32 protein-coding genes are annotated in these 26,326 nt (G+C 24.2%); 6 read left to right on the forward strand and 26 right to left on the reverse strand.

The window, feature by feature from the left end; all coding sequences use genetic code 4:
* Positions 1-57: 57 nt before the first annotated feature.
* From AAHM89_RS10845 to AAHM89_RS10860, 4 genes are all read right to left on the reverse strand, one after another.
* Complete coding sequence (locus AAHM89_RS10845; protein ID WP_342266347.1) at positions 58-921, reverse strand: ABC transporter permease; 864 nt, start codon at positions 919-921, stop codon at positions 58-60.
* Complete coding sequence (locus tag AAHM89_RS10850) at positions 914-1,819, reverse strand: ABC transporter ATP-binding protein (protein WP_342266348.1); 906 nt, start codon at positions 1,817-1,819, stop codon at positions 914-916. Before AAHM89_RS10850 ends, AAHM89_RS10845 begins: the two co-directional genes overlap by 8 nt.
* Before the next feature lie 110 nt (positions 1,820-1,929).
* Positions 1,930-2,700 (reverse strand): hypothetical protein, encoded by a 771-nt coding sequence (locus AAHM89_RS10855; protein WP_342266349.1) that lies wholly within the window; start codon positions 2,698-2,700, stop codon positions 1,930-1,932.
* A gap of 9 nt (positions 2,701-2,709) precedes the next feature.
* Positions 2,710-3,123, reverse strand: coding sequence for a hypothetical protein (locus AAHM89_RS10860; protein ID WP_342266350.1), 414 nt, complete (start codon positions 3,121-3,123; stop codon positions 2,710-2,712).
* Between the two features lie 135 nt (positions 3,124-3,258).
* Between AAHM89_RS10860 and AAHM89_RS10865 the strand changes: the two genes are divergently transcribed.
* Complete coding sequence (locus AAHM89_RS10865) at positions 3,259-4,236, forward strand: IS3 family transposase (protein ID WP_342265776.1); 978 nt, start codon at positions 3,259-3,261, stop codon at positions 4,234-4,236.
* Here the strand turns inward: AAHM89_RS10865 and AAHM89_RS10870 are convergent.
* The 7 genes from AAHM89_RS10870 to AAHM89_RS10900 form a co-directional block, all read right to left on the reverse strand.
* Entirely contained in the window at positions 4,233-4,895 is a 663-nt protein-coding gene (locus tag AAHM89_RS10870) for a hypothetical protein (protein ID WP_342266351.1), read from the reverse strand. The genes AAHM89_RS10865 and AAHM89_RS10870 overlap by 4 nt on opposite strands.
* A 2-nt stretch (positions 4,896-4,897) precedes the next feature.
* A complete protein-coding gene (locus AAHM89_RS10875; RefSeq protein ID WP_342266352.1) occupies positions 4,898-5,089 on the reverse strand; it encodes a hypothetical protein in 192 nt (63 codons plus the stop codon).
* A 209-nt stretch (positions 5,090-5,298) separates the two neighbouring features.
* The gene (locus AAHM89_RS10880; RefSeq protein WP_338956929.1) at positions 5,299-5,667 is read right to left on the reverse strand and encodes a hypothetical protein; all 369 of its coding nucleotides are present in this window, start codon (positions 5,665-5,667) and stop codon (positions 5,299-5,301) included.
* Between the two features lie 12 nt (positions 5,668-5,679).
* Positions 5,680-5,940 carry a hypothetical protein gene (locus tag AAHM89_RS10885; RefSeq protein WP_342266353.1) on the reverse strand — a complete coding sequence of 87 codons (261 nt, stop codon included), beginning with the start codon at positions 5,938-5,940 and terminating at the stop codon, positions 5,680-5,682.
* Positions 5,941-5,974: 34 nt separating this feature from the next.
* Positions 5,975-6,175, reverse strand: a complete 201-nt coding sequence (locus AAHM89_RS10890; protein WP_338956925.1) for a hypothetical protein — start codon at positions 6,173-6,175, stop codon at positions 5,975-5,977.
* Position 6,176: 1 nt separating this feature from the next.
* Positions 6,177-6,365, reverse strand: coding sequence for a hypothetical protein (locus tag AAHM89_RS10895; RefSeq protein ID WP_338973732.1), 189 nt, complete (start codon positions 6,363-6,365; stop codon positions 6,177-6,179).
* A complete protein-coding gene (locus AAHM89_RS10900) occupies positions 6,365-6,490 on the reverse strand; it encodes a hypothetical protein (RefSeq protein ID WP_339039527.1) in 126 nt (41 codons plus the stop codon). Before AAHM89_RS10900 ends, AAHM89_RS10895 begins: the two co-directional genes overlap by 1 nt.
* 490 nt (positions 6,491-6,980) lie before the next feature.
* Here AAHM89_RS10900 and AAHM89_RS10905 point away from each other — a divergent pair, with 490 nt between their 5' ends.
* On the forward strand, positions 6,981-7,724 hold the full coding sequence (locus AAHM89_RS10905) for a DDE-type integrase/transposase/recombinase (protein ID WP_342266354.1): 744 nt from the start codon (positions 6,981-6,983) through the stop codon (positions 7,722-7,724).
* 335 nt (positions 7,725-8,059) lie between these two features.
* On the opposite strand, the gene AAHM89_RS10910 is transcribed toward AAHM89_RS10905, so the two are convergent.
* The 3 genes from AAHM89_RS10910 to AAHM89_RS10920 all read right to left on the reverse strand — a co-directional run bounded on the left by AAHM89_RS10910 (position 8,060) and on the right by AAHM89_RS10920 (position 9,678).
* A complete protein-coding gene (locus AAHM89_RS10910; protein WP_342266355.1) occupies positions 8,060-8,926 on the reverse strand; it encodes a hypothetical protein in 867 nt (288 codons plus the stop codon).
* 216 nt (positions 8,927-9,142) lie between these two features.
* Positions 9,143-9,346: a hypothetical protein gene (locus AAHM89_RS10915; protein WP_342266356.1), complete on the reverse strand. Its 204-nt coding sequence runs from the start codon at positions 9,344-9,346 to the stop codon at positions 9,143-9,145.
* A gap of 56 nt (positions 9,347-9,402) precedes the next feature.
* Positions 9,403-9,678: a hypothetical protein gene (locus AAHM89_RS10920; RefSeq protein ID WP_342266357.1), complete on the reverse strand. Its 276-nt coding sequence runs from the start codon at positions 9,676-9,678 to the stop codon at positions 9,403-9,405.
* Between the two features lie 403 nt (positions 9,679-10,081).
* Here AAHM89_RS10920 and AAHM89_RS10925 point away from each other — a divergent pair, with 403 nt between their 5' ends.
* Both AAHM89_RS10925 and AAHM89_RS10930 read left to right on the forward strand, forming a co-directional pair.
* Positions 10,082-10,504 carry a transposase family protein gene (locus AAHM89_RS10925; RefSeq protein ID WP_339045912.1) on the forward strand — a complete coding sequence of 141 codons (423 nt, stop codon included), beginning with the start codon at positions 10,082-10,084 and terminating at the stop codon, positions 10,502-10,504.
* 23 nt (positions 10,505-10,527) lie between these two features.
* Positions 10,528-10,935, forward strand: coding sequence for a transposase family protein (locus AAHM89_RS10930; protein WP_342266358.1), 408 nt, complete (start codon positions 10,528-10,530; stop codon positions 10,933-10,935).
* Between the two features lie 186 nt (positions 10,936-11,121).
* On the opposite strand, the gene AAHM89_RS10935 is transcribed toward AAHM89_RS10930, so the two are convergent.
* The 11 genes from AAHM89_RS10935 to AAHM89_RS10985 all read right to left on the reverse strand — a co-directional run bounded on the left by AAHM89_RS10935 (position 11,122) and on the right by AAHM89_RS10985 (position 24,071).
* Entirely contained in the window at positions 11,122-11,580 is a 459-nt protein-coding gene (locus AAHM89_RS10935) for a hypothetical protein (RefSeq protein WP_342266359.1), read from the reverse strand.
* Positions 11,581-11,634: 54 nt separating this feature from the next.
* Positions 11,635-11,916 carry a rolling circle replication-associated protein gene (locus AAHM89_RS10940; RefSeq protein ID WP_342266360.1) on the reverse strand — a complete coding sequence of 94 codons (282 nt, stop codon included), beginning with the start codon at positions 11,914-11,916 and terminating at the stop codon, positions 11,635-11,637.
* Between the two features lie 321 nt (positions 11,917-12,237).
* Complete coding sequence (locus AAHM89_RS10945; RefSeq protein ID WP_342266361.1) at positions 12,238-13,623, reverse strand: MFS transporter; 1,386 nt, start codon at positions 13,621-13,623, stop codon at positions 12,238-12,240.
* Positions 13,624-13,685: 62 nt separating this feature from the next.
* The gene (locus tag AAHM89_RS10950; protein ID WP_342266362.1) at positions 13,686-14,414 is read right to left on the reverse strand and encodes a glycerophosphodiester phosphodiesterase family protein; all 729 of its coding nucleotides are present in this window, start codon (positions 14,412-14,414) and stop codon (positions 13,686-13,688) included.
* A gap of 151 nt (positions 14,415-14,565) precedes the next feature.
* Complete coding sequence (locus AAHM89_RS10955) at positions 14,566-15,180, reverse strand: hypothetical protein (protein ID WP_342266363.1); 615 nt, start codon at positions 15,178-15,180, stop codon at positions 14,566-14,568.
* A 146-nt stretch (positions 15,181-15,326) separates the two neighbouring features.
* Positions 15,327-16,247, reverse strand: coding sequence for an ABC transporter permease (locus tag AAHM89_RS10960; protein WP_252319468.1), 921 nt, complete (start codon positions 16,245-16,247; stop codon positions 15,327-15,329).
* Positions 16,247-19,057 carry an ABC transporter permease subunit gene (locus AAHM89_RS10965; RefSeq protein ID WP_342266364.1) on the reverse strand — a complete coding sequence of 937 codons (2,811 nt, stop codon included), beginning with the start codon at positions 19,055-19,057 and terminating at the stop codon, positions 16,247-16,249. Before AAHM89_RS10965 ends, AAHM89_RS10960 begins: the two co-directional genes overlap by 1 nt.
* Positions 19,050-20,630 carry an ABC transporter ATP-binding protein gene (locus AAHM89_RS10970; protein ID WP_342266365.1) on the reverse strand — a complete coding sequence of 527 codons (1,581 nt, stop codon included), beginning with the start codon at positions 20,628-20,630 and terminating at the stop codon, positions 19,050-19,052. Before AAHM89_RS10970 ends, AAHM89_RS10965 begins: the two co-directional genes overlap by 8 nt.
* A 17-nt stretch (positions 20,631-20,647) precedes the next feature.
* Positions 20,648-21,955 carry a BMP family ABC transporter substrate-binding protein gene (locus tag AAHM89_RS10975; RefSeq protein ID WP_342266366.1) on the reverse strand — a complete coding sequence of 436 codons (1,308 nt, stop codon included), beginning with the start codon at positions 21,953-21,955 and terminating at the stop codon, positions 20,648-20,650.
* 333 nt (positions 21,956-22,288) lie between these two features.
* Entirely contained in the window at positions 22,289-23,635 is a 1,347-nt protein-coding gene (locus AAHM89_RS10980; RefSeq protein WP_342266367.1) for a BMP family ABC transporter substrate-binding protein, read from the reverse strand.
* Positions 23,636-23,699: 64 nt separating this feature from the next.
* Complete coding sequence (locus AAHM89_RS10985) at positions 23,700-24,071, reverse strand: helix-turn-helix transcriptional regulator (RefSeq protein WP_338958114.1); 372 nt, start codon at positions 24,069-24,071, stop codon at positions 23,700-23,702.
* 119 nt (positions 24,072-24,190) lie between these two features.
* Here AAHM89_RS10985 and AAHM89_RS10990 point away from each other — a divergent pair, with 119 nt between their 5' ends.
* Together AAHM89_RS10990 and AAHM89_RS10995 are read left to right on the forward strand one after the other, a co-directional pair.
* The gene (locus AAHM89_RS10990) at positions 24,191-24,703 is read left to right on the forward strand and encodes a hypothetical protein (protein WP_252320146.1); all 513 of its coding nucleotides are present in this window, start codon (positions 24,191-24,193) and stop codon (positions 24,701-24,703) included.
* 173 nt (positions 24,704-24,876) lie between these two features.
* Positions 24,877-25,854: an IS3 family transposase gene (locus AAHM89_RS10995; protein ID WP_342265776.1), complete on the forward strand. Its 978-nt coding sequence runs from the start codon at positions 24,877-24,879 to the stop codon at positions 25,852-25,854.
* Here AAHM89_RS10995 and AAHM89_RS11000 read toward each other — a convergent pair.
* A complete protein-coding gene (locus AAHM89_RS11000) occupies positions 25,851-26,213 on the reverse strand; it encodes a hypothetical protein (RefSeq protein WP_342266368.1) in 363 nt (120 codons plus the stop codon). The genes AAHM89_RS10995 and AAHM89_RS11000 overlap by 4 nt on opposite strands.
* Positions 26,214-26,326: the final 113 nt, after the last annotated feature.

Genomic DNA, 26,326 nt, shown 5'->3' on the forward strand with positions numbered 1-26,326 from the left:
TCTTTAAAACTTTAAAGATATTTTTATTAAACTCATTTATTAAACAATATTATCAATTTACAAAGATAAATCTTTTTTAATAAGAAAATAATTTCCTAATGGAAATAAACCAAAAGGTACTATTAACATTATTGGATATTGTCAAGCAAAATCTAATGCTCTAATAGAAAAAAGCGGTGCTTTTGCTACTTCTGTAACACCAGGAGCGGGTGTTATATTTGGAATATCACCAAACTTAAATGGAGAATTAAATAAAGAAGCAATTGTCATATATTTAAAATATTTAAGGTACTCAAGTCCAGGCATAGAAGAGAATAATGTCATTGTTTGAAACAAAATAAATACTGTTGAAATACATGTTGCTACTGAAAGAGAAATAACTAACTTATTAAAGTAACTAATAAAAGTTCAATTAATTGATGCTCAAAGTAAAGCCAATAATATTAAACCCAAATTATATAAAACAAGATATCCAAATTCTTGAAGTTTAAAATCTTGAAATCTAATTGGAAAAATAATTAATTGAAAAACAAAAACTGAACCATATAATATTAATATTGAAGAAAGCAAAACAAAAAGTTTTGAATTTAAAATAGTTTTTCTAGACATTGGCATTGTTAATCATGAAGCTAAATAACCTTTATCAATTTCTTTAGAAACCAAAATATGATTTAAAATTAAACTAAAAGAAAAAATTAATATTAACCCCAGAATACCAAAAAAAACAAAATTAAGATAATTCATGCCACCTAATCCACCTAAACCTGATACTCCATGTTCTTCACCAATTAATGTCATAGTTGGAGCAAGATAATCTTGTGTTAAAATGGGAGCTATTAAAATACATAAAATTATAAAAAATAATATTAATGGAATTTTAATATTTTTAAATTGTGATTTAACAAATCTAAAATTAATCATTAAAATTTACCTCATCCTTATAAAATTTAATAAAATATTCTTCTAAACTAAATGGTAATTCTTTAAAATTATCAACTTTATAAAGTGATAATTCTTTTAAAAACTTATCAACATTAGTACTTAAAACATTCAGTTTAATAACTTTTGTTATATTATTTTTTTCAATAATATCTCATTTTTTATTTAAGAAATCATTATAATCTTTCACTGTTGAAAATTTAATTTCATAATTTTTCTTAGCAGAATTTTGTATTTCCTTAATTGATATTTCAGAAATTATTTTCCCTTTTTTAATAACAGCAACTTTATCACATATATTTTCAATTTCGCCAAAAATATGGGAACTCATAAATATTGTTGCACCTTCATTTTTAGAATTTCTAATTAAAGTATTAAACCTTTCTTGCATTAAAGGATCTAAACCTGAAGTTGGTTCATCTAAAACCAAAACTTTTGGTTTATGCATAAAAGCTGAAATAATCGCTACTTTTTGTTTCATACCCTTAGACATTTTTTTAATTTTTCTTTTTGCATCAAGTTCAAAATAATTAATTAATTTTTCAACATATGCCCAAGAAATATTTTTTCTAATATTAGCTACTGTCTTTAAATAAGCAATTCCTGACATATAATCAGGCAATGTTACTTCACCAGCTAAATAGCCAAGAAATTCCATAATTTTTGCCGATTCTTTTCAATAATCATAATCTAAAATCTTTGCAAAGCCAGTATCAGATTTAATAAAACCTATCATTTGTCTAATAACAGTAGTTTTTCCAGCACCATTAGGGCCAATAAAACCATAAACTTTACCTTTGTTGATTGAAAGATTAATATCAAAACAACCAATATTTGGAGAATATTCTTTAGTTAAATTTTTTAATTGAATTATATTCATATTTTCCTCCAAACTAAACTAATTCAAGTATATAGGGACTACGGTCCCTCGCCACTACGTGGCTCACCCAAATTATAGTCCCAGTGAACCTACTGGGACTATAATCATTTTTATTTATCTTTATTTTTAGGTTTATCTTTTTTCTTTAAAATATTATCCAATTTATCCAAACCAGCAGACTTAATATCACTATAAGTCATATCAATACTACTTGCTTCTTTAAGGTATTTCTTAGGTGACAATTCACTTTTAAGTTCATGCACATAATGTAAAGCACGTGAATTATACCTTTTTAACCAGTGTCTAGGAAAAAATAAAGTCATAGCCATTGCTTCACCACTATAACTTGGAGGCATAATACCTCTTTTAATCATTACACGCATTCTTTTAACTTGAACTATATATTCTACTTTTTCTCTTGCTTGTACTGGTATTCTATTAGGGTGTTGTTCAATCAAATACATTGTACCATTAAACATGTGACCTATTAACTTACAAAATTGTCCTAAACTTTCTTGTTGATTTTTAAACTGTACTCCTAAATCATTAGAATTTATTTTTAATGCTAATTCATCTAAAATTATTAAATCTTGTTCCTCAAAAGCATAATTACTTGCTAACTGATTAAAAGTAAAAACATCGTTATAATTAACCAAATAAGAATAACCAGTCTTTAACTTAATAGGGAAAGGACTAACTACTCGTTTCTTATGAGTTTGTGCTAAACAACAAGCAAGGGCAGATTTGCCAGTTCTTGGAGGTGCTGAAATAATATAACTACCAACTCGTTTTAAAATTTTAACATTACGAATAGTTATAAGAATGGGATAAATAATTATAATCAAACCTATAACTAATAACACATAACCATATCAAGGCATAATAAACTCCTAACCTATAATTAAACTAATTGCTCTAACAAATAATCATAAAGGTATAATATTTTCTATTCCACTAACAATATCAACATTTAAAGCAGTACTAATCGTATCTGAAAAAATATGTCGTAATAAACTATCTGTTGTAAAAAGAAATTGTCTTAATGGTTCAACTGGTAAAACTTTACCAACAACACCATAAAGTACTCATCTAAAAGCATTACGTAAATGTCCAAAGACATCATATCAACTTGGTCTTTCATATTCGGGATTAAAAGGACTATTTGGTGGCACTGGCGTTATATTTTCACTTGAAAAAATATTAACTTGACCAAGATTTAACTGTGGTGACATATAAGAATATGAATCACCGTGAACGTCAAAAAATACTGTTAAATGTTTTAAATTTGGTACACGAATAGGCAAAGTAACAAAATTATATAAATCTTGTTGCCACTTAGCCCTTTTTACTAGACCATTAATTTAAAAAACCTGAATGTATTCTAAAAACAATTGTGTTATATAATTAACACTAATTTTAACCTGAAAGGATTTTTATTAATGGATAAAATTAAACAAATAGCATTAGTAATTAACAAATTAAATATCAAAGAAAAAATTAAAATTATTGATGATTGTAAAAATCAATATTCAATTAGAAACCTATGTCAATATCTTCAATTAAACAGATCAACATATTACTTTTTAAAAAATAAACAAAAACCTATTAAAAAAGAAGAAAATCATATTATTAAATGCAATCATAAATATCAAAAAATATGCCAACTTTTAATCGAATTTCATTCTACAAGAAAAGGCAGAATTTATGGATATTTAAGAATTTTTTCAGCTTTTAAAGAGTGATTAAAACAAGAAAAAAATATCATTTTAAATATAGAATTATCAATAAAACAAATGCGAAAAATTATGAAAGAACACAATATTCAAGGATTAAAACAAACTAAAAATAACTATCCTAAAAACAAAAAAAATCCAAATAAGTGAATACCTACAATGGATAAAGTAAACAAAGATTATAAAAGTACAACCTCTTCAAATCAAATTTGATCAATGGACACTAAACAAATAAATACTAAAGAAGGATGATTATATCTTTTTGTAATTATTGATTTTTATTCAAATAATGTTGTTAGTTATAATATTGCTCCTAATAAATCATATCAGGATTTAATTCTTCCTGCTCTTGAAAAAATCAACAAACAATTTTCTTGAAATCAAGTAAAAAATGTTATTTTACATTCAGATAACGCCAACGAATTTTATTGTCAGGATATCACAAAATGAGCAGAGGATAAACAAATAATTTTAAGCAAAAAACAACCTTATGATATTGGTGGTAATGTATTATCTGAAAACTGATTTTCTCATTTATCTCAAGAATGACTACCTAAAGGATCAAATCAATATTTATCCATCAATGAAGCTATAAATGATGTAAATCAATATGTTATGTTTTATAATTATGAAAGAATACATTCTAAATTTCTAAAACCACCAATTTTACAAATTAAAATTTAGAATTTTATATCAAAAATGGTCCAGTAATTAAGGGCCAACCACCGTTGATAAATATCATTATCCACTTTACCTTTAAAAACATACTTTGTATTACCAACATAATCTAAAAAACTAAAAGTAAAATTAGCAGTAAAAGTTTTAAAACGTTCATATTCAAAATAAAACATAAATCCTTGAATATAAAAACTCAAAGGTTTATCAATTTCAAAATTTAACTGTGTTTGAAAATTTATAACTCTCCTATCGTTATTAACAAAATTCAAATGATTAGTATTCTTTTCTGAAACATAATTATGATTAAACATAATACGTGAAAATTCATCCAATTGTTTTCTATTAAAAGTATAAACGCCAGACCCCATATTTATCTGTTGTTTTGGAACACCAACTGTATCACTATAATAAGAACATATATAAGTACCCTGATTACCAATATATTCACCACTAACTAATTTTAAATCCGGTTGGTCAATGTCAAAATAAGCAGAATTTCATGGTATTGTTGCTCAATCATCAAAATTATGATACTTAACATGTTTAACCATTTCTTTTGTAATATCATAATTAACAACATTATGGTCATTTGAAGCAATTAAACTAGTTGGTGCTTGAACAGAAGTATTTACAACAAAAAACAATTTAGCAAATTTAAATCACATAATTATTTACCAAACAAACATCTTAAAACTCATCATAAACCATAAAATATAATAAATCCAATAAAAAACTGCGTTCCATAAACTACTAAATTTCATAAAATAGTAGTAAATTGGTTAACTGGACTTCCTATAAACATAGTTCAATAATCAACTATACATTGATGTATTTTATTGTAAATATCTCAAACACTCATACTTAACACCTACCCAAACAATGACCTAAAAATAAATTTAATACTACGATAAATAAAATTAAAAAATACACCTAATACCAACCAAAAAGTCAAATTAAACAAAATATAAACTTCATCAGTAATATTAGTTTGATTTAAAAATATACCAATATCATTACTAGAAAATATAAAAATTAAATGCAATATACTATTCACAAAATCACTCATAATTAATTACCAACTCCTCAACCACTAGATGTTCCAGTAAATTTATTACCACCAGCACCACCTTTAAACTTACCTTGTTTTTTATTTTTTTCTTTTAATTTATCAATACGTTTACTATGAACCTTAGCAATTTTTTTACCAACAAATTTTGAACTACCTTTAATATTTCTATAACTTTGCTTTACAGTCCCCGATGTAGAAACTGGCTGAATGTCAATATTTAAAAAAACTGACATAGCAAACTTTATTAAAAGAATAAAAACAACAAAAGTCCCCAAATTAAAACCTAAATCTGCCATTGGTAAATTTCAAAATTTCATAAAAATTTGACCAAATAGTTCTAAAACTTTTGAAATAAAAGCAACACCCATAATAAACTACTCCTATATTATTTTTAATAATTTTAAAATTAATGAAAAAGTAAAAAGTACTAAAATAATTGCTAACAATGGTGCTGGCATTGAAACTATTTGTTGTGAACTATCAACAAAAATAAAACTTTTAATAACCAAAGACAAATTATGTAAACCAGAAAAATCAGTAATATAACTTTGCAAAATATTTTGCACAATATTATTTAAAGAAGGCAAAAGTTTACCTAATAAAGGAAAAACAAAAATTATTGCAAAAAATAATTTAATCATAACTATTACCTCCTAAAAACAATTTTAATTTTTTCTATCTAAATCCACGAATAATATGTCCAATAAATTCTTTAATAAATACTAAGACCATCATAAATATTGGAATTAATACCGGTCAATTTGTCATTATAGAATCACCCGCAAATACTCAGTTAAAAACATAACTAAAAGATTCTAATAATTTTTGGCCAATACCTCCAATCATTTCTATTAAAGCACTTAATCCTTTTGGCATACTAATCACCTCCCTCCTCTAACTCTTTTCTTGCTCTTTCTTTACGCTTTTGTTCTTTACAATATCAACAATCTGGGTCAACTATATTGTGTTTTCTATGTTTAAATTTTCAAACTAACTTTTTAATAGTACCTTTAAAAGCCCAAGAAGTACCAAGCACAGCAATTATCACAACTATTCATTTAACCATTATTTTCTACCTCCTAAAAAACTATCAAAACTCATATTTTCATATAATCTCTGTTCAAAATTTCTTTTTGCCTTTTTCTTATGCAACTTTTGTCTTGGCATATTTTTTCATTTATCTTTTTTCATAAAATTAATTCACTCCTTATAAAATAAATGTTCTTATAGTTTTATTTTGTTCATTATTTCTTACATTTTCATTATTAATTTCTAATAATTTACTTTGAAATTCTAATGTTTGTTTTAATTCTTTTACTTGATTATTTAAATTTTCAAATTTTCTTTCTAATTTTTGTTTTTCATATCTTTTTCTTTCAACTTTTAAATCATTTTTTTAATTAATTTATTTTCTTTTTTCTTAAACACTCAGTTTGTTATTTTATTTTTAATATTATTTCATGGAATACTAACATAACCTATAACAATACCAATTAAGATAGATACTGGTTTAATTGCAACAATTCCTAAAACTATAATGCTAGGAATTAATCCTAAAAATATACTAAATGTGCCACTTAGCCCTTTTTACTAGACCATTAATTTAAAAAACCTGAATGTATTCTAAAAACAATTGTGTTATATAATTAACACTAATTTTAACCTGAAAGGATTTTTATTAATGGATAAAATTAAACAAATAGCATTAGTAATTAACAAATTAAATATCAAAGAAAAAATTAAAATTATTGATGATTGTAAAAATCAATATTCAATTAGAAACCTATGTCAATATCTTCAATTAAACAGATCAACATATTACTTTTTAAAAAATAAACAAAAACCTATTAAAAAAGAAGAAAATCATATTATTAAATGCAATCATAAATATCAAAAAATATGCCAACTTTTAATCGAATTTCATTCTACAAGAAAAGGCAGAATTTATGGATATTTAAGAATTTTTTCAACTTTTAAAGAGTGATTAAAACAAGAAAAAAATATCATTTTAAATATAGAATTATCAATAAAACAAATGCGAAAAATTATGAAAGAACACAATATTCAAGGATTAAAACAAACTAAAAATAACTATCCTAAAAACAAAAAAAATCCAAATAAGTGAATACCTACAATGGATAAAGTAAACAAAGATTATAAAAGTACAACCTCTTCAAATCAAATTTGATCAATGGACACTAAACAAATAAATACTAAAGAAGGATGATTATATCTTTTTGTAATTATTGATTTTTATTCAAATAATGTTGTTAGTTATAATATTGCTCCTAATAAATCATATCAGGATTTAATTCTTCCTGCTCTTGAAAAAATCAACAAACAATTTTCTTGAAATCAAGTAAAAAATGTTATTTTACATTCAGATAACGCCAACGAATTTTATTGTCAGGATATCACAAAATAAGCAGAGGATAAACAAATAATTTTAAGCAAAAAACAACCTTATGATATTGGTGGTAATGTATTATCTGAAAACTGATTTTCTCATTTATCTCAAGAATGACTACCTAAAGGATCAAATCAATATTTATCCATCAATGAAGCTATAAATGATGTAAATCAATATGTTATGTTTTATAATTATGAAAGAATACATTCTAAATTTCTAAAACCACCAATTTTACAAATTAAAATTTAGAATTTTATATCAAAAATGGTCCAGTAATTAAGGGCCAACCACCTGTAATACATCCAGTTAATGCCATAAATTTTAAAATTCATCACATATATATTTTCAATTTAAACACCACCTAATGTATAAGCATAAGAATAATCCCAGTTTAAACTTGCTCTATCTAAATTAATCTCAGACATACTATCATCATTTAAATCAACATCAACCATACCGTCATCTATACTTTGATAATCATTAACACTACCATTAATTAATCTTGCTCTTTCATGTGTAAATACTTCTTGTAATTCTGTATTATTATTATTTGTATTTCCTAACGGTAATAATAAAGTATTAATAATCTCACTTGCTCCGGCAATAATTGTAGGAATAGCAAAATAATTATTAAAATTATTATTAATACCCATAGCAACACCACTACTAATCAAACATCCACCAGTACCCATATTTGCTATCTTTCTTATATTTTGAAATCTATTAGGGATTAACTCAGTTAAACCACTAATAAGATTTGAAATACCATAAGCATTTAATGAAATATAAGTATCTCAATCTACAAATGGAACATCAATTATCGGTTTAACAGTTGTAAATGGTGGATACGTTGGTTTAGGTGGTTCAGTAGGACATGGTGGTCAAAAACAAGGTTCATCTCTTAATAAAGAAACTGACTTATCTACATACTGAACAAATTTAGCATAATTTATTAAACCAATTGTTCCTAAACCTAAAAATATCTTTTTATAACTATTAATAACTTTATTTCTAGTAGTTAGTCTTTGATTAATATTCCATATATCAATTCCTAACTTTTTACTAAATAACAAAAAATTAATAGAACCTAAAATTGGGTTTTTTAAATATTGACCATAATAAGCACTAACTCCTACCATAGCACTTAATGGACTTAATCCAGTTCTTAAAATTTTAGTTAAAGTATAATTACTAGTTTGTTCTAACTCATTAGGCATAAATAAAACTCCTTACTTTATATACTAATAAGGAACTTATTTATGAATTATAATCTAATCCATTGGGGCTTAATGAAAATATATAATCCATATATAAGCCCCTTATTTAATTTTTACTTATTTCTTTTATTCTTTTTTCTTATTCATTCCATTTCATTAGCAACTCTGTAACACATTTCACAACCATATACTCATTCATAAGTTCAATCACTACATTTATGTCTCATAATTTAACTTACTTTCTTGCTGTCTCATTGCCTTACTTAAAGCAATATCTAATATACAATTTGGACAATAATATTTTCTAGTATATAAGTTTTGCAAAACTCTTTTAGGACAAATAACTTGGTCACAAAGTTTACACATATAAATCGCTAAATGAAATGCTTGTTCACATGAACAATTATCATTATTAGCCATAATTTAATTAACTCCTAATCTATAATAATTATTTAAAATTACCCTTTTATAAATAACTATTTTCAATTAGAAAGTTTTTTAATATTACCGCTTAAATCAAGTTCAAGTAAATAAAAATTACCAACTTTTAAATCAACAGTAGATAAGCAATTATTAAAATCACTAGCAAATTCCGGATTATATCATTTATCACGTGTTTGACCAGTTGGCACGCTTGTTTGTTTATTTATTTCTACAAACTTCAAAACATCAAACTTTAATGTTTGACCTTTATTATTTTTATCGGGAATAATACGCCCTTTTTCAATATTAACTAACTGTACTTTAAACACAAAAAAATACTTAACCTCCGTAATTCATTAAATTAAAAATTTAATAAGTTAAGCATAGTAGGGTAAACCTATACTTACAAAATTATTATAACATAAAAAATAAAAATACAATAAAAAAAACGAACACTAGTAAGAATTACGGTAATTACTAGTATTCATTAACCATTATATATATATATATATACATATACAAGTAAAAATATAGAAAAACTAGTTTTTTCTAATGTAAAACTTTTTTCTTAAAATCTATTTTTTCAACTTTATTACCAAAAATTTTCTCTGCCCAAGTCAAAACATCTTTAGACATATTCCGTAATTAAATTTTTTAAAAGTCAATTAATAATTTTAAAATTTATTTTATAATTTTGTTATTAACAATAAATTTAGAAAAGTGTTGATAAAAATGATTTTTGAAAATTTAAAAAAATTAAAAAATGAAGAATTTTACAGATATTTTGGTATAAAACGTTTTCATTTTAATGAAATGTTAGAAAAATTAATTGAAATAGAAAAATTAGAAAAAAATAAAGGTCGAAAAAATAAACTTTCAGTAGAAGAAAGATTAATGATGACTTTATTATACTGAAAAGAATATTATACTTTTTTTCAAATGAGTATTAAATCTAAAATGAGCCCATCAAGTTGTTTTCGAAATATTACTTGAGTAGAAAATAAACTTAGTAACCACAAAGATTACCAATTTTTAAAAGAAAGATATAAATTAAAAATTGATAAAAAACAAGAAAATTCAAATGAATTTCAATTTTATTTAATTGATTCAACTGAGATTGAAATTGAAAGACCAACTAAAAAAAACTACAGTTAGAATATTTTTCTGGTAAAAGTTGAATGTATTCTATAAAATTTCAAATTGTATATGTTTTTTTTAATAAAAAAATTATTGATATTTTTGCTGATAATGGTAAAGTGCATGATTTTCAAATATTAAAAAATTCAAATCTTGAATTTTCAGAAAAAACAATAATTATTGGTGATTTAGGATATCAAGGTATACAAAATATTTATAAAAATACAATAATACCAATTAAAAGAACTAAAAATAAAAAATTAACTAAACAAGAAAGAAAATACAATAAGATTGTATCTAAAATTAGAATTAAAGTTGAACATGTCTTTGCTTGATTGAAAAGATTCAAAATTTTAGTAAATAAATGTAGAAAATCTAAATTTAGACTTATGTACTTAAGATTTAACTTACTTTGTGAAATTTTTAATAAAATAAAACCATTAAAATAAAAAAATATTAAAAATATTTTTTTAAAATTTAAATTTTTATCGAGTTAATATAAAAATATTATTAACAATTTTTTGTTTAAAATGTAAACTCATTTTTTAAACTATTTTTTCAAAAAATATTTATTTCTATATTCAATAACACTAAATAGTTTTAAAACAATTTTATTGACAATTAATTAAATTTAATTACGGAATATGTCCTTTATCTTTTTGAATTAAGTAACCTATTTCACTAGTCCGTAAATAATGCTTATGGGACAAAGCACTTAAATATACATATCTTTCGTAATCTTCATATTCTTTAAAATAATCATTTACAACAATACTTTCAATAATACCACCAATCATAACAGTATCACCACTACTATCTCTTTGAGTTTTAAAATAAAATACATTTGTAGCATTAAAACTTGCTTTAATTATATCTCCAATTGTCAATTTCTTAATACCACGAACCACAATAGGATTTTTACAATTACGACTAAAAGCATAAGCCTTTACACCTACATCTGTTTGATTTATAGATTTAACATCATCTATTGCTTTTGTAACATATTTTCCTAAATATTTAATAACAAATTCATTTGTACCTTTTTTAACTACTTTTAAATCATTAAAACCGTAAGTTCATCATTCTGCTAACATACTTTTATGTATCTTTCTATTAAAAATTATATGAAAATGAATAGCACCACGAGATTAATATTCATAAACATAAAAATATTTTAATTCTCCTAAATGTTCAAAACGTTTAGGGTCATTTCATCATTTCTTTAATTTAATAAAAAATAAACGAATATCTTTTTTTGCTTTTTTAATATCTTGTATATTATCTTTATAAGTTAAAGTAACAAAACTCAACATTTTACTATCATAAAAATTATGTAATGCTTTTTGAATTAAATTAGTTTTAGTACGAACAGTATTATTTCTTAACTTTTGTTTATTACCAAGAATAACATTTACCTTTTTTATTTCCAATATTATTTAAAAATGAAATAGGTAAAACTACATTTTTAACATAACAAGCATAAAAAATCTTTTTAACATAAAAAATCTTGCTGAATATCCATATATAAAACTCCGTAATTCTAGTTTTTAAAACTAATTCTATATATTTTAATAACAAACAAATCTTAACATAAAAAATTATAAAAGCAAACATAAACAAAAACGATACTTAATTTATTATAAACCAAAAAGAAGAAAATATAAATAATGGTATGTTTCTTTTTATAAAAGAATCTTTAATATACTATTTTCAAGTTTTATAAAATATTATCATTTAATTAAATTAAATAATTAAACGTTTCCTAACTCACGAAAACGAAATGAAGTTTTATTTAGTTTCTTTAACTCTCGTTTATTTAAAATATAAATAATTATTCCGGCAATTAAACCAACTAAAACACAAACGATAGCAATAATTAATAAAATTTGAATTCCCTGCAATGAATAATTTCGATGACCATCAACCACATAAGAATTATTTGGCAATTTTCCAATGGCTGAAGCAACATAATTAAATCAAGCATCTGGAGTAAAAGCAATTCAAGAAATTAATGATATTGTACTAGCATAACTATTTTTTTCCATTGGTAATTCTCCAACTTGAACAAATCTTAACGTCAATAATGCTCAACCTACACAACCAATAAACATAAAAAGTAAACACATTATAACTTGAAATAAAATTTGAACTGCTTTTGATGAATGTAAAAATCAAGCATTACCTCAACCAGGGATAACTACATATAAAGAACATGCAATCATTCCAACTAATAATAAAAATATTAAACCCAAAACGTAAGACTTTCACTTATCAGCTCAACGACCAATTGGACTAGCAACTAAAAATCTTAAACCATATGAACGAATTCCACCAATAATAGTTACTACACCAACAGTAACACCAACTTCTGTTAAAGCATCTTTCATATAATATGCAAAAGTAGACTGGAACATGTACATTCCAAAAACAAAAATACCACAAAGTCAAACTCGCAAAAATTTCATTGGTTGAAATAGTGAAATTATTTTTTCTTTTCAAATAATTTCTGTTTCTTCACGTTTTTTATTAGGAATAAATATTCAAACTAATAATGCCATTATAAGTACCATACCACAAATAAAATAAGCAAAAACTAAAAATGGTATTTTTGTAATAAAATCATTTTGACCATACTGATTTTGTAAATTTTTAGTTAAAATTGTTATTCCTGTTGCAATTCCAGCAATAAAAATTAAACCAAATAATCCCAAAACTGTGCCTTCAAGACCATAAGCAACACCTTGTTGTTCTTTTGTTACATTCTGTGATACTAATTTTCAAAGTGGTGCTCAAAAAAGTCCGGCAATCGAAATACCCCATATTGTATAAATAATATACAATTGAATCATTCGTATATTTTTATCCATATTAAGTTGAATTATTAATGTTCATCATAAACCACATAATCCAGTTATTATAAGTGACACTATCATTATTTTTTTTGCACTAAAACGATCAGTAAGTCAACCGCCTGGAATTCTAGAAATAAGAGCAACAAAACCATAAATAGCAACAACAAAATCAAACTCATCTTGATTTAAATTAATATACTGATTAAAGTTAGGAATAATATATCGTAAATAAAGTACTCCACTAAAAACAAATAAATCAGATAAAGCTAAAATGCTAATAATCAAAATAGTTTTATTATCCAAGTCGTGCGTAAAACTTTTTCAACATTTACTTAAAAATATCTTCATTATTTATTTTTCTGCTTTCATAATAATTTAGGATTATCACTAATATAGCCAGCTACTTGATTACCATAGATTTCATTTATCTTCACAGCTTCTTCATCACTCTTAAATGTTCATATATTTAACGGTTTTTTTAATTTTTTTAACTTACTAATCATTTCAAAATCTAAAACTACGGAAATTGAAGGATGCAAATAATCAAAGTTTTTAATATACCTTTCATTAAAATCATTTTTATTTTCAAATAAATAACCTTTTTTCATAGGATATTTAATTCTTTTAACAATTTCGTTTAATAACTGGTGATTAAATGAAGAAACAATAATTTCAGCTTTACTTTTTTTTTCTAATTTTTTAATTTCTGAAAAAATAACCATTAATTGATTTGAGGTATATTTACGATTAATTTCTTCTTTAATTTCAACATTAATCATTTGATAATTTTTACTTAATTTTTCAATAAAATCATTAAATAATGGTGGAATTCATTCTTTATTATTTTTAAAAAATTCCAAATTAATAATTTCTTCATATAATAAACTACTAACCTCACTTTTATTATTGGCAATTCTTTCAAATGTATCATCATGAAAAATAATTACTTTATTATCTTTTGTTAATCGAATATCAAACTCTACTGCTTGGCAAATTTTCAAAGCATTTTGGAAATCAATGATTCGATTTTCACCTTCTGTAGAACGAAATCCACGATGTGCCACTAATAATGCCATAAAATAAACACCCCCAATATTCCTATACCTAATTATTTTACACTAGACTTGTTTTGTAATTAAAAAAGTACTTTGTGTTTCCCAAAAATTCAACTATAAAATTTTATTTTTTTAAGTTTAAGTAAAAATTAACAATTAAAAATAAATTTAATTAAGGAATAAGTGTCGTTACTGAATTATAATCATAAATATCACTATCTAAATTACTTACAAATAGAATACTATTATTTCATTCAAAGTTTTGTTCTGCTATTTTTTCACTAAGTAACAATTGTTCAATAGATTTATCTAATAAATTTAATTGATCTAATTCTAAATTATTTAATACATCTTTTATAACTCGTTCACCACACATATCATCAAAAATTAAATTAGATGACAAATTTTCACTACTTAGTACCGAACTTTGTTCTTCATTAGCCATATATTCAAATTCTATTTCCTCTAACAACTTATCTACTTCTGTTTCTTGTGTTTCTGAATAAAGTTGTGATTCTAAAACATCTCATGCAATATTTTTTATTTGTTCACTACACATATCATCACAATTAAAACTGCTTAAATCAAAATTTTGTTTTAAAGTAGAAACATGACTAGATTGCAATTCTATTTGTTTTTGCTTTTTTTCTTTATTGCGTTGATATCTTTTTTTATCATATTCTCGTTTTTTTTCTTTTACTTCAGGTCTTTGTTTATATTCTTGTCTTTTTTCTTTATTTTTTTGAAATAAATAAGGTACATTAATAACTATACTTTCATTATCCATATGTTTTGCTCCTCCTATAAACATAATTAATTAAATTTAATTTAAACTTTTACCACATTTTTTCTATCTATCAAAAATTATATTTATTTTTTTTGATAAATAAAACTGTATTATTGCAATTTCTTTCAAATTCTTAATAACTAATTTTATCGTTTAGATTTATTGAAAGCAATACCCAATGCTTTTGGTGTTTTACTTCATTTTGATGTAAACACTAAAACTAATAAAGATGTTACAAAAGGCAATATATTCCATATATCAGAATTACTTGATATTCATTGAGGAATATTTGGTAAAAACGTAATTCTGGCACCTGTTGTTTCAACAATAGCAAATAAGGCAGCACCAATTGTAATCAACGGTACTCTTCATTGTCCAAAAATTAAAATAGCTAAAGCAATAAAACCATTTCCACTAACTGTCCCACGAAAAGTTTGACTAGCATACATTGGAAAAATACCACCAGCAATTCCTGCTAAAAAACCAGATAATAATACAGCAACATATCGTTGTTTAATAACATTAATTCCTGCAGCATCAACCGCATTGGGATTTTCACCAGTCGCAACATGATGTAATCCTCATTTAGTATATTTTAGAATAATAGCAATACTTACTAAAACTATAATCGCTAAAAATAAATATAAATTAAAAAATTCATTATTACCAATTTTTGGTAATTGATAAATATTTGTTAATGAAATAAAACCATTATTCCCTGGTAACTGAACAACAAAAACTGCAATTGCTGCTGCTAAAATATTAATTGCAACGCCAGAAATAATTTGATCAGATTTTAAAGTAACTGATGCAAAAGCATGGAAACAAGCAAATCCCATTCCCGCTAATCCAGCTACTAATAAAGCAACAATTTGTGATCAATTACCTCAATTAACACCTATATTTTTTCCAAATGAAGAAAAAGCAAGTGCACCAATTGTCATCATTCCTTCAATACCAATATTAACAACACCAGCACGTTCTGAAATTAATCCAGATAATGCACCAAGTACTAAAACAACAAAAATTAAACTAGAATGTTCAAGAATTATTTTGAGTGCTTCCATTAACTTTTTCCTCCTGTTCTTTCGGTTTTTATTTTCATAATTGCTTGTTGTTCATTTTTAAAGATATCAGTAAATTTATTAATAAAAGTTGTTTTTTCAATTTCCGCTTTTTTAGTAAATTGTTTAGTTAATATATTAATATTACTATTAATTGGGATAATTTGACTTTTTAATTGCTGTTTGTCAATTTTATAATTTTTAATTAAGTCTTTAACATTATTTTTATAATTAGTTTGAAGTTGATGTTTTGCTAAAATTAATTGTTTTTTTATTTTTTTATCGTCAGTGTTAATTGTTTGATTTTTTAATGACTTTAATTCATCACTTAATTCTTGTTTCAATTTATTAATTTCTCGATAAAGATTTAATTTTAAATCTTTTACTCTTGACTTATCTAATATTGCTTTTTGTTTTTTTAATAATACTATTTCTCGAAGTAAATCTTGCTTATAGTTATAAACATTATTTTCATATTTCATTTTTTCATTAATATACATATTTAAACTTTCACCATAAATCGTTTTTATTTCTTGTTGAAAATTATTTCAATTACCAATTTTACCTTTTTTTCAAATTGCATTATATTGTTTATATATATAATGATTTAAAGCTTTATTTTCTTGGAAAAATTGTGCTCAATTAACACCAACTTTATCATTTTTATTACTAATAACTGCTTGTAACTGTAAGTTGATATCACTATTAACTTTATTAATTTCTTGTGAAAGATTTTGTTTTAAATTTTTAAGTACTGACTTATCATCTCATAGTATTTTATTATATTTTCCTTTTAATTGTTCTTTATCAATTTTATATTTTTTAATTAATTCCTTAGTTTCAATTTTATAAGTAATTTGAAGTTGACATTTTTTTAAAATTAATTGTTCTTTTAATTTTTTAACATTAGTTTTAACTAATTCATTTTTTAATGACTTTAATTGATCACTTAATTCTTGTTTCAATTTATTAATTTCTTGTGAAAGATTTTGTTTTAAATTTTTAAGTACTGACTTATCATCTCATAGTATTTTATTATATTTTCCTTTTAATTGTTCTTTATCAATTTTATATTTTTTAATTAATTCCTTAGTTTCAATTTTATAAGTAATTTGAAGTTGACATTTTTTTAAAATTAATTGTTCTTTTAATTTTTTATCATTAGTTTTAACTAATTCATTTTTTAATGACTTTAATTGATCACTTAATTCTTGTTTCAATTTATTAATTTCTTGTGAAAGATTTTGTTTTAAATTTTTAAGTACTGACTTATCATCTCATAGTATTTTATTATATTTTCCTTTTAATTGTTCTTTATCAATTTTATATTTTTTAATTAATTCCTTAGTTTCAATTTTATAAGTAATTTGAAGTTGACATTTTTTTAAAATTAATTGTTCTTTTAATTTTTTAACATTAGTTTTAACTAATTCATTTTTTAATGACTTTAATTGATCACTTAATTCTTGTTTCAATTTATTAATTTCTTGTGAAAGATTTTGTTTTAAATTTTTAACTTTTGACTCATAATCTGATAATGACTTATTATATTCTATCTTTAAGTGATTAATTTTATTATTTTTTTCTTTAATTAAATCTGATTTTAACTTATTATATTGTCTCTTTATTTTAAAATTTTCAATAAAATGATAGTACATCTTGGCAATAAAACTATTTGTAACTTTTCGTTTTTCTCCATCAAAGGCTATATTTAAATAACGAATTAAAAATTTAATTGGCTGTAAACGAGATAATAAAACTGCACAAGCAGCTGAATAAATAATAACACCAAAAATAATATCACCAGTTGCTGTTGGTAATGTTAATACTGAACCAATTGAACCACCACTCTTAATTAAGCCCCAAAGAAAAGCAGAACCCACAACACCTATTGGATTAATTTGACCAACTAAGGCAACAGCTATACTATCAAAACCAATAGTTGGTAAATCATCAGTTAAAAAACTAATTGAAGGATTTTTGGCAATATAATAAATAACAGCCATTACTCCTGCTAATGCTCCTGAAATAACAAATGATGTTATGCAATAATGTTTATGATTAATACCACTATAAACCGCAGCAAATGGATTTAAACCTACTGTTCGAATTTTATAACCTAAAGTTGTTTTTTTCAATAAGAATCAAACTGTTATTATTAAAATAATAGAAATTAATAATGGTAGTATACAATTATAACCATTAATACTCATACTCATACTATCATGAATAGTTGCTGATGTTCCATGATCAGCATCATATAAATCTTTATTGATTTTAAATAGTCATTTTACTAAATATCAAATTGTTCAATTTAATAAAATAGAAGTAACAACCTCATGAACATTAAAAAAAACTTTTAATAACACTGTTACCAACGCCACCAATATTGCTGCTAATACTCCAGCAAAAAGCGCGCTAATTATAGCTAATGGTTGTGATAAGTCATAACGGACACCAATTGCGATAACAACAGCTCCTGCTGCTAACATTTGACCCGCAACTCCAATATTAAACATTCCTGAGCGGAAAGAAATAACTAGTGCTAATCCTGCTACAATATAAATTGCTCATCAAACTAAAGTATTATCTCAATTATTAGCTGGCCAACTTGTAAAAGCATATGTTAATAACAACTGAAAATAAGTAAAAGCATTTTGACCTGAACCAATTATAACAAAACAAGCAATAATTAATCCAAAAATAATGGCAAAAATTGAACCCTTAAATTTAGTAAGACTACTATTCATTTCTTTTGAACCAAGATATAAACGACTTCGTCGTTTTAAAAATCATGTTTTTTGTTTAAACATTATCTTCATTTCCTTCCATTAACATTTTTTGTCCCGCCATCATTAATCCTAATTGTTCACGAGTAACATTTTTAGCACTAACATTACCAGTAATTTTACCAGCATGTAAAACAACAATTCGATCTGCTAATGACATAACTTCTGATAATTCATAAGAAATTAATAATACTGCATTACCTTCATTTTTTTCATCAAGAATACGACTATGAATATATTCAATAGCACCAATATCCAAGCCACGTGTTGGCTGAGCAACAACTAAAATTTTATGTTTTCTTGTTAATTCTCTACCAACAACCGCTTTTTGTTGATTACCACCTGACAAACCTCTAACTAAAGCAAAACCACTTTTACTACCACGAACATCATAATTATTAATAATATTTTGTGCATAAGATTGAATAGCTTTACTGCGAATCAAACCATGCTTAGAAAAAGGATATTCGCTAATATTTTGTAAAATCATATTATCAATAACATTATAATCTAAAACAAGTCCATATTTATGACGATCTTCAGGAATATGACTTAAACCACTTTTATATAAACTTTGAATTGAACTGTGTTTCATATTCTTATTACCAAAAAAAATATCACCTTTTTCTGGCTTAATCAAACCAGTAATTGCTGAAATTAATTCAGTTTGACCATTACCTTCAATACCAGCAATAGCCACAATTTCTCGTGACTTAACTTCTAAACTAAAATCAGAAAGACCCATTATTGATTTCCTATTACCAATTTTATGAACAAATAAATTATCAATTTTTAATAATACTGGCCCTAATACAACATTACCTTGATTTCTAATATCAACTAAATCTCTACCAACCATCAAAGTAGCAATTTCTTCTTTAGTTTTACTCTTAGATTCAAAAGTTTCAATAACTTTACCTAAACGAATTACTGTAACATTATCAGCAACTTGTTTAACCTCTTCTAATTTATGACTAATAAAAATAATAGTTTTACCATCACGTCTAAGTTCTTCAATAATTGTTAATAAACTAGTAATTTCTTGTGGTGTTAAAACCGCGGTTGGTTCATCAAGTACAATAATACTAGCACCACGATAAAGAACTTTTAAAATTTCAACACGTTGTTGCATACCAACACTAGCATTCTCAATTTTTAAATTAAGTTTAATGTCTAATTTATATTTTTTTGAAATTTCTAAAATTTTAGATTTAGCTTTTTTATAATTAATTCACTGTCATTTATGAACTGGTTCACTACCTAAAATAATATTTTGTAAAATAGTGAAGTTATCAACTAATTTAAAATGTTGATGTACCATTCCAATACCTAATTCGCCTGCTCTAATTGGTCCTGATATTACTACTTCTTTACCATTAATTTTAATAATACCTTTTGTTGGTTGATATAGTCCAAATAAGATTGACATTAGTGTCGATTTACCTGCACCATTCTCGCCAACCAAAGCGTGAATTTCTCCTTTTTTAATTTTAATAGAAATATTATTGTTAGCAATAATAGTATCTAAAAAAACTTTAGTAATACCTTCCATTTCAACAGCATATTGTAAGTTCTGTTTTTCAATATTTACTTGCATTTTATCACCCCTCTTAATTATTTAAATGGATCATATTCTTTTTTAATACCATTAATTCAATAATGATCTTTTAAATTGAGTACTTTTTGTCATCCAGCAGAAATTTTATCTAATCAATTAGTAGTTTCTGTCATTAATGGTGTGTAAATATCTTTATCACCATCTTTAATTGCTTTATTTGGTGCTATTCCAGTAAAATTAGGTCCACCTCTGTATGGTGCATCATCAATAAATGTTTGATCGGCAGTTGGATCAGTTGGATGCTCTGGATTCTGATCAGTTTTACCAACTGATTTTCAGAGCATAAGTTTAATTGAACTAATTAAATCTTTTTCTGCAGAAGTAATAAACCTATCTGCAGATTGTGGGTATTGAAGTTGTTGATCTGTATCAACACCAATAATTTTACCTTGACCAGATTTTTTTAATGATGATAAAGTATCTTCGGTTTGTGGTCCTGCTACCGGAAAAATAATATTAGTTTTTTGTCGAGCAAGATCATCATTAATTGCTTGTGAACCTTTTGAACCTTGAGTAAAATCACCACTAAATTGAGTACCTGAAGTTATAAATTTAATATTTGGTAATGATTCTTTAAAATCTGAATTTAAAATTTTAACTCATGATATTAATTTTTCTTCATCTTCTTTATTTTTAAATTTATTATTAAAAAACTGTATGGCTCAATAATAACCATACATATAATTAGTAACTGCTGGAATATCAAGTCCACCATAGGTTGACATTTTTAAATTATCAAGTCCACCATATTGATTAGCATGAGCAGTTAACCATATTGCCCCTGCCAATCCGGCTAAAAAGCCTGATTGTTCTGCTTTGTAAAGTAAACCAACCAATTGCTTATTAGATTTTGGTACTTCTTTATTTGGAGTATCACCATCAATAAAAATAAATTTCACTTTATGTTTTAAAATAGTATTTTGTGCTTTAACCAAAGCATTATGATGTAAAAATCCTGAAGCAATAATTACTTTACTGTTTATGAAAACGGCTTTATTATATGATGTCATTAAATCATCAGTATTAGTTAATTGGGGATTATCTCAAGAAACCTCAACTCTTTTATTTTTATATTGAGGATCAACATAATCACTATGTGTTCAATCATTAAACTCTTGTTTAAACTTGAGGGCAGCATTATATGATGATTCATTAAAAGAAGCATCATTAATAGTATGTCCATCAGTTACAACAGTTATTCGATAAATATTTGGATCATTAAACTGACTATTGCAAGCAATGATTGGTAATATCATTATTACTGACAATGATATTGCACTAAATACAGTAAAAATTTTACGCATACTATTATATTCCTCCTACAATTATATATAAATATTTATATAAAAAAAATATAAAAAAAGAAAGCAAAAACATTGCTTTCTTAATTCAATTATTCAAAATAAAATAAAACTGTGTATAAATAAATTTTGAAAATAAATGGGTGGGAATAACTTACTATTAAAAAATACAGTATATATGTATTTAATATTAATTATTTTCTTATTTTCACAATTAACTCTAAACACTAGTTTCTCCTTTTAATGGCATAACTACCATTATATAAGATAATAAAACTTATTCTTTAAAAATTCAAGAATAATTATAATTTTTTTAAAATATATAGTAAAGTTTTATTAAAACTGTGGTTTATACTTTTCAACACTTTCATCAACATAATTTTTTCAAGCATTTTCTCACTTATCACGAGTAGAATCATTAGCTAAATCAGCAACTAATTTATTATAAGCATCAGTTACTTTTTGTGCTAAATGTCAATAATCATTACTATCAATAATTAAGTTATTATAAATAACACTAATAGAATCATTATTAGCAATTCCAAGATATTGCTGACCACCTAATGCTGGTTGTGGTATGCTACCATCAAAGTATTGTTCACCATTAATAGGTTTAATACCATCCTCATTATAATCTAAATTAAAAGAATGTCATAATCAAGTATTAACTGACTTATGAATTCCTTTTAAAGCTGATGTAATAAAAATATCTTTAGCATAACTATATTGAACACTTTGATCAACATCGACACCAATAATTTTTGCTTTGCTATTAGTAGTAGAGTTTTTAACAGCTGATACTAAATCAATTGTTTGTGCTCCTGCAACAGGCATTACAATATCATCTTTATATCCATCAATTAATTGTGAAGTTATCGCTTTTGATGATTTTGTACCAGATTCAAAACTACCTGTAAATTGTTTAGCAATTTTATCAAAATGAATATCAAATTTATTAGTTCATTTTTCATTTTTTTCCTTACCCTCTTTAATTCTAATGGCATTAGTCATTTCCAATAAATTATCATTGCTATTACGATATTTATTAAAATAATATACACCTCAATAATAACCCATCATATAACTAACAATAGTATCAGCTGGTAAACCACCAAAAGTTGACATTTTTAAACCATTATCATCATATGTTTCATGATTAGCAGCTAATCATATTGCTCCTGCTAATCCTGATAAAAACCCTGATTGTTCTGCTGAATAACTTAAACACGCTACATCAACTGGCTTTTCTAATTTAGCATCAACTAAAATAAAACGAACACCTAACTTTTTATATTGATTTTGAATAGCTGGTGTTAATGCACCAAGATGATTAAAGCCAACAACAATAATTGTTTTAGCACCAGCAAATGTTGCTAAATTATAATTATTTTGTAAAGTTGAAACGGTACTATCTCGTGAAATAATTCAACACGTTTTCATTTTTTTATTTTTTCAAACTTCATTACCGGGTAAATTACTAATCATAATACGATTATCATTAAATGTTTTAGTAAACTCTTTTGAACCTTCTAATACTTGCTGATTAAAAGCTTTATCGAATAAATCACCACCATCAGTAATTATTCAAATATCACCAACACTAGGAATACTACATCCAATTAATCCTACTGATGAACTATTTATTAACAAAGTAATAATTAATAATTTTAAAAAATATTTCATAAATTTCTCCTATAAATAAAAAAATGTACTACAGTAAAAATATTAATATTTATTTACAATTTTTTTATACTTTATTTTTACCATATTTTTCATCAAAATTAATAATTCCTCTATTATATGCATCAAGAATAATTCGCGCACAATGAACAGGATTATATAAAATATTAGTTTTTAATTGTGAATTAGCCATTAACAGTTTAATAAATAGTTCAAAATCATTTTCTTTTAATACAAAATCATGCGTAAAACCTTTTATATCATTCATATCTACTAATAATGCTAAAAGAATTTTATGAATTATTCCTCATGAAGAATTTTTAGCATTACTCTCAATTCTACTAATTGTTGCTTGACGAACACCTACTAATTTCCCCAAATATGCTTGCGTTCAACCAAGTCTTAGACGTATACGCCTAATTTCTACTTCAATTGCCATTTTATTTCTCTCTCTAATTTTAGTTATTCCCAAACTTATTATGTTATGAAAAATTATAAAAAGATAAATTTTATTCTATATTTGCATAAAATATACTAAAATTAATATGGTGATACAAAATGGAAAATGAATTAATTAAATACTGAACAAAAAAAAGTTTTTTTTATGTTAGCATTTTGTGATTAATTGTTCAAATTATATTTATAATAATAGGTTCAATTTTAATAAATACTACTAGTGAAAAAATAATTAATATTTTATTAATAGTTGGCATAAATAGTTTAATTCTATTAATTTTGTTTGCTTTTTCTATTAATCATTATACTTATGAAACAGTTTATCAAATTAAAGTCAAAGGTAGTACTTTTCAAACTAAATTTTATCGTTATCTAATTATTCTATTTAGTTTTGGTTGATTAATTTTTTTCATTTTAAATGCATTATTTATGTTAGTTGAAACTGCCGTTTTTAAAAGCAAACTTGATTATTTTAATACTTTAAACGATCATTGATGAATTTTACTTATTGTAACAATATTTAACGTTTTAATTATTAGCATACATCGACAATTAATGCATTATACATTAACAAATTTACAATTACCATGAAGTAAATACATAAATAACAAATAGTAGATTATATCTACTTTTTCTTTGCATCTCATAAATTTATAATATTTTTTGCACTAATTAAACCGCCACTTAGCCCTTTTTACTAGACCATTAATTTAAAAAACCTGAATGTATTCTAAAAACAATTGTGTTATATAATTAACACTAATTTTAACCTGAAAGGATTTTTATTAATGGATAAAATTAAACAAATAGCATTAGTAATTAACAAATTAAATATCAAAGAAAAAATTAAAATTATTGATGATTGTAAAAATCAATATTCAATTAGAAACCTATGTCAATATCTTCAATTAAACAGATCAACATATTACTTTTTAAAAAATAAACAAAAACCTATTAAAAAAGAAGAAAATCATATTATTAAATGCAATCATAAATATCAAAAAATATGCCAACTTTTAATCGAATTTCATTCTACAAGAAAAGGCAGAATTTATGGATATTTAAGAATTTTTTCAGCTTTTAAAGAGTGATTAAAACAAGAAAAAAATATCATTTTAAATATAGAATTATCAATAAAACAAATGCGAAAAATTATGAAAGAACACAATATTCAAGGATTAAAACAAACTAAAAATAACTATCCTAAAAACAAAAAAAATCCAAATAAGTGAATACCTACAATGGATAAAGTAAACAAAGATTATAAAAGTACAACCTCTTCAAATCAAATTTGATCAATGGACACTAAACAAATAAATACTAAAGAAGGATGATTATATCTTTTTGTAATTATTGATTTTTATTCAAATAATGTTGTTAGTTATAATATTGCTCCTAATAAATCATATCAGGATTTAATTCTTCCTGCTCTTGAAAAAATCAACAAACAATTTTCTTGAAATCAAGTAAAAAATGTTATTTTACATTCAGATAACGCCAACGAATTTTATTGTCAGGATATCACAAAATGAGCAGAGGATAAACAAATAATTTTAAGCAAAAAACAACCTTATGATATTGGTGGTAATGTATTATCTGAAAACTGATTTTCTCATTTATCTCAAGAATGACTACCTAAAGGATCAAATCAATATTTATCCATCAATGAAGCTATAAATGATGTAAATCAATATGTTATGTTTTATAATTATGAAAGAATACATTCTAAATTTCTAAAACCACCAATTTTACAAATTAAAATTTAGAATTTTATATCAAAAATGGTCCAGTAATTAAGGGCCAACCACCCTAATACTAAAGTTATTACTCCATTGCCAAGACTGGCAATACTAACAATAATTAATAGTAATAATGTAACACCAATTGTACCAACTCCAATTACTAAACCAAGAATATAACCAATTCTTTGTTCAAATGCTTTTCTTGAATTTATCATAACTAAAATAAATATAAGAATACCATAAGTTGTTAGACAAGCTATCAATATAATTCATCCTAATCATTGAATAGTACTTAATCCAGAATCAAAAACTTCTTGTAATCATTCTCCAAACTTCCATAATAATTCATAAGAACTTTCCATTAATCCTTTTAAAGAAATCATAATTATAGAAATAACCATTACCGGCATTAATGTTGTCAAAAGTAGATAAATACCAATGTTAGATAATGTTTTTGAAAATTTTAACATCCTTTTACCTCTTTATAATTATTATT

It is taken from the genome of Spiroplasma endosymbiont of Villa modesta (assembly GCF_964030925.1).
In the GTDB taxonomy this organism is placed as follows: domain Bacteria; phylum Bacillota_I; class Bacilli_A; order Mycoplasmatales; family VBWQ01; genus Spiroplasma_E.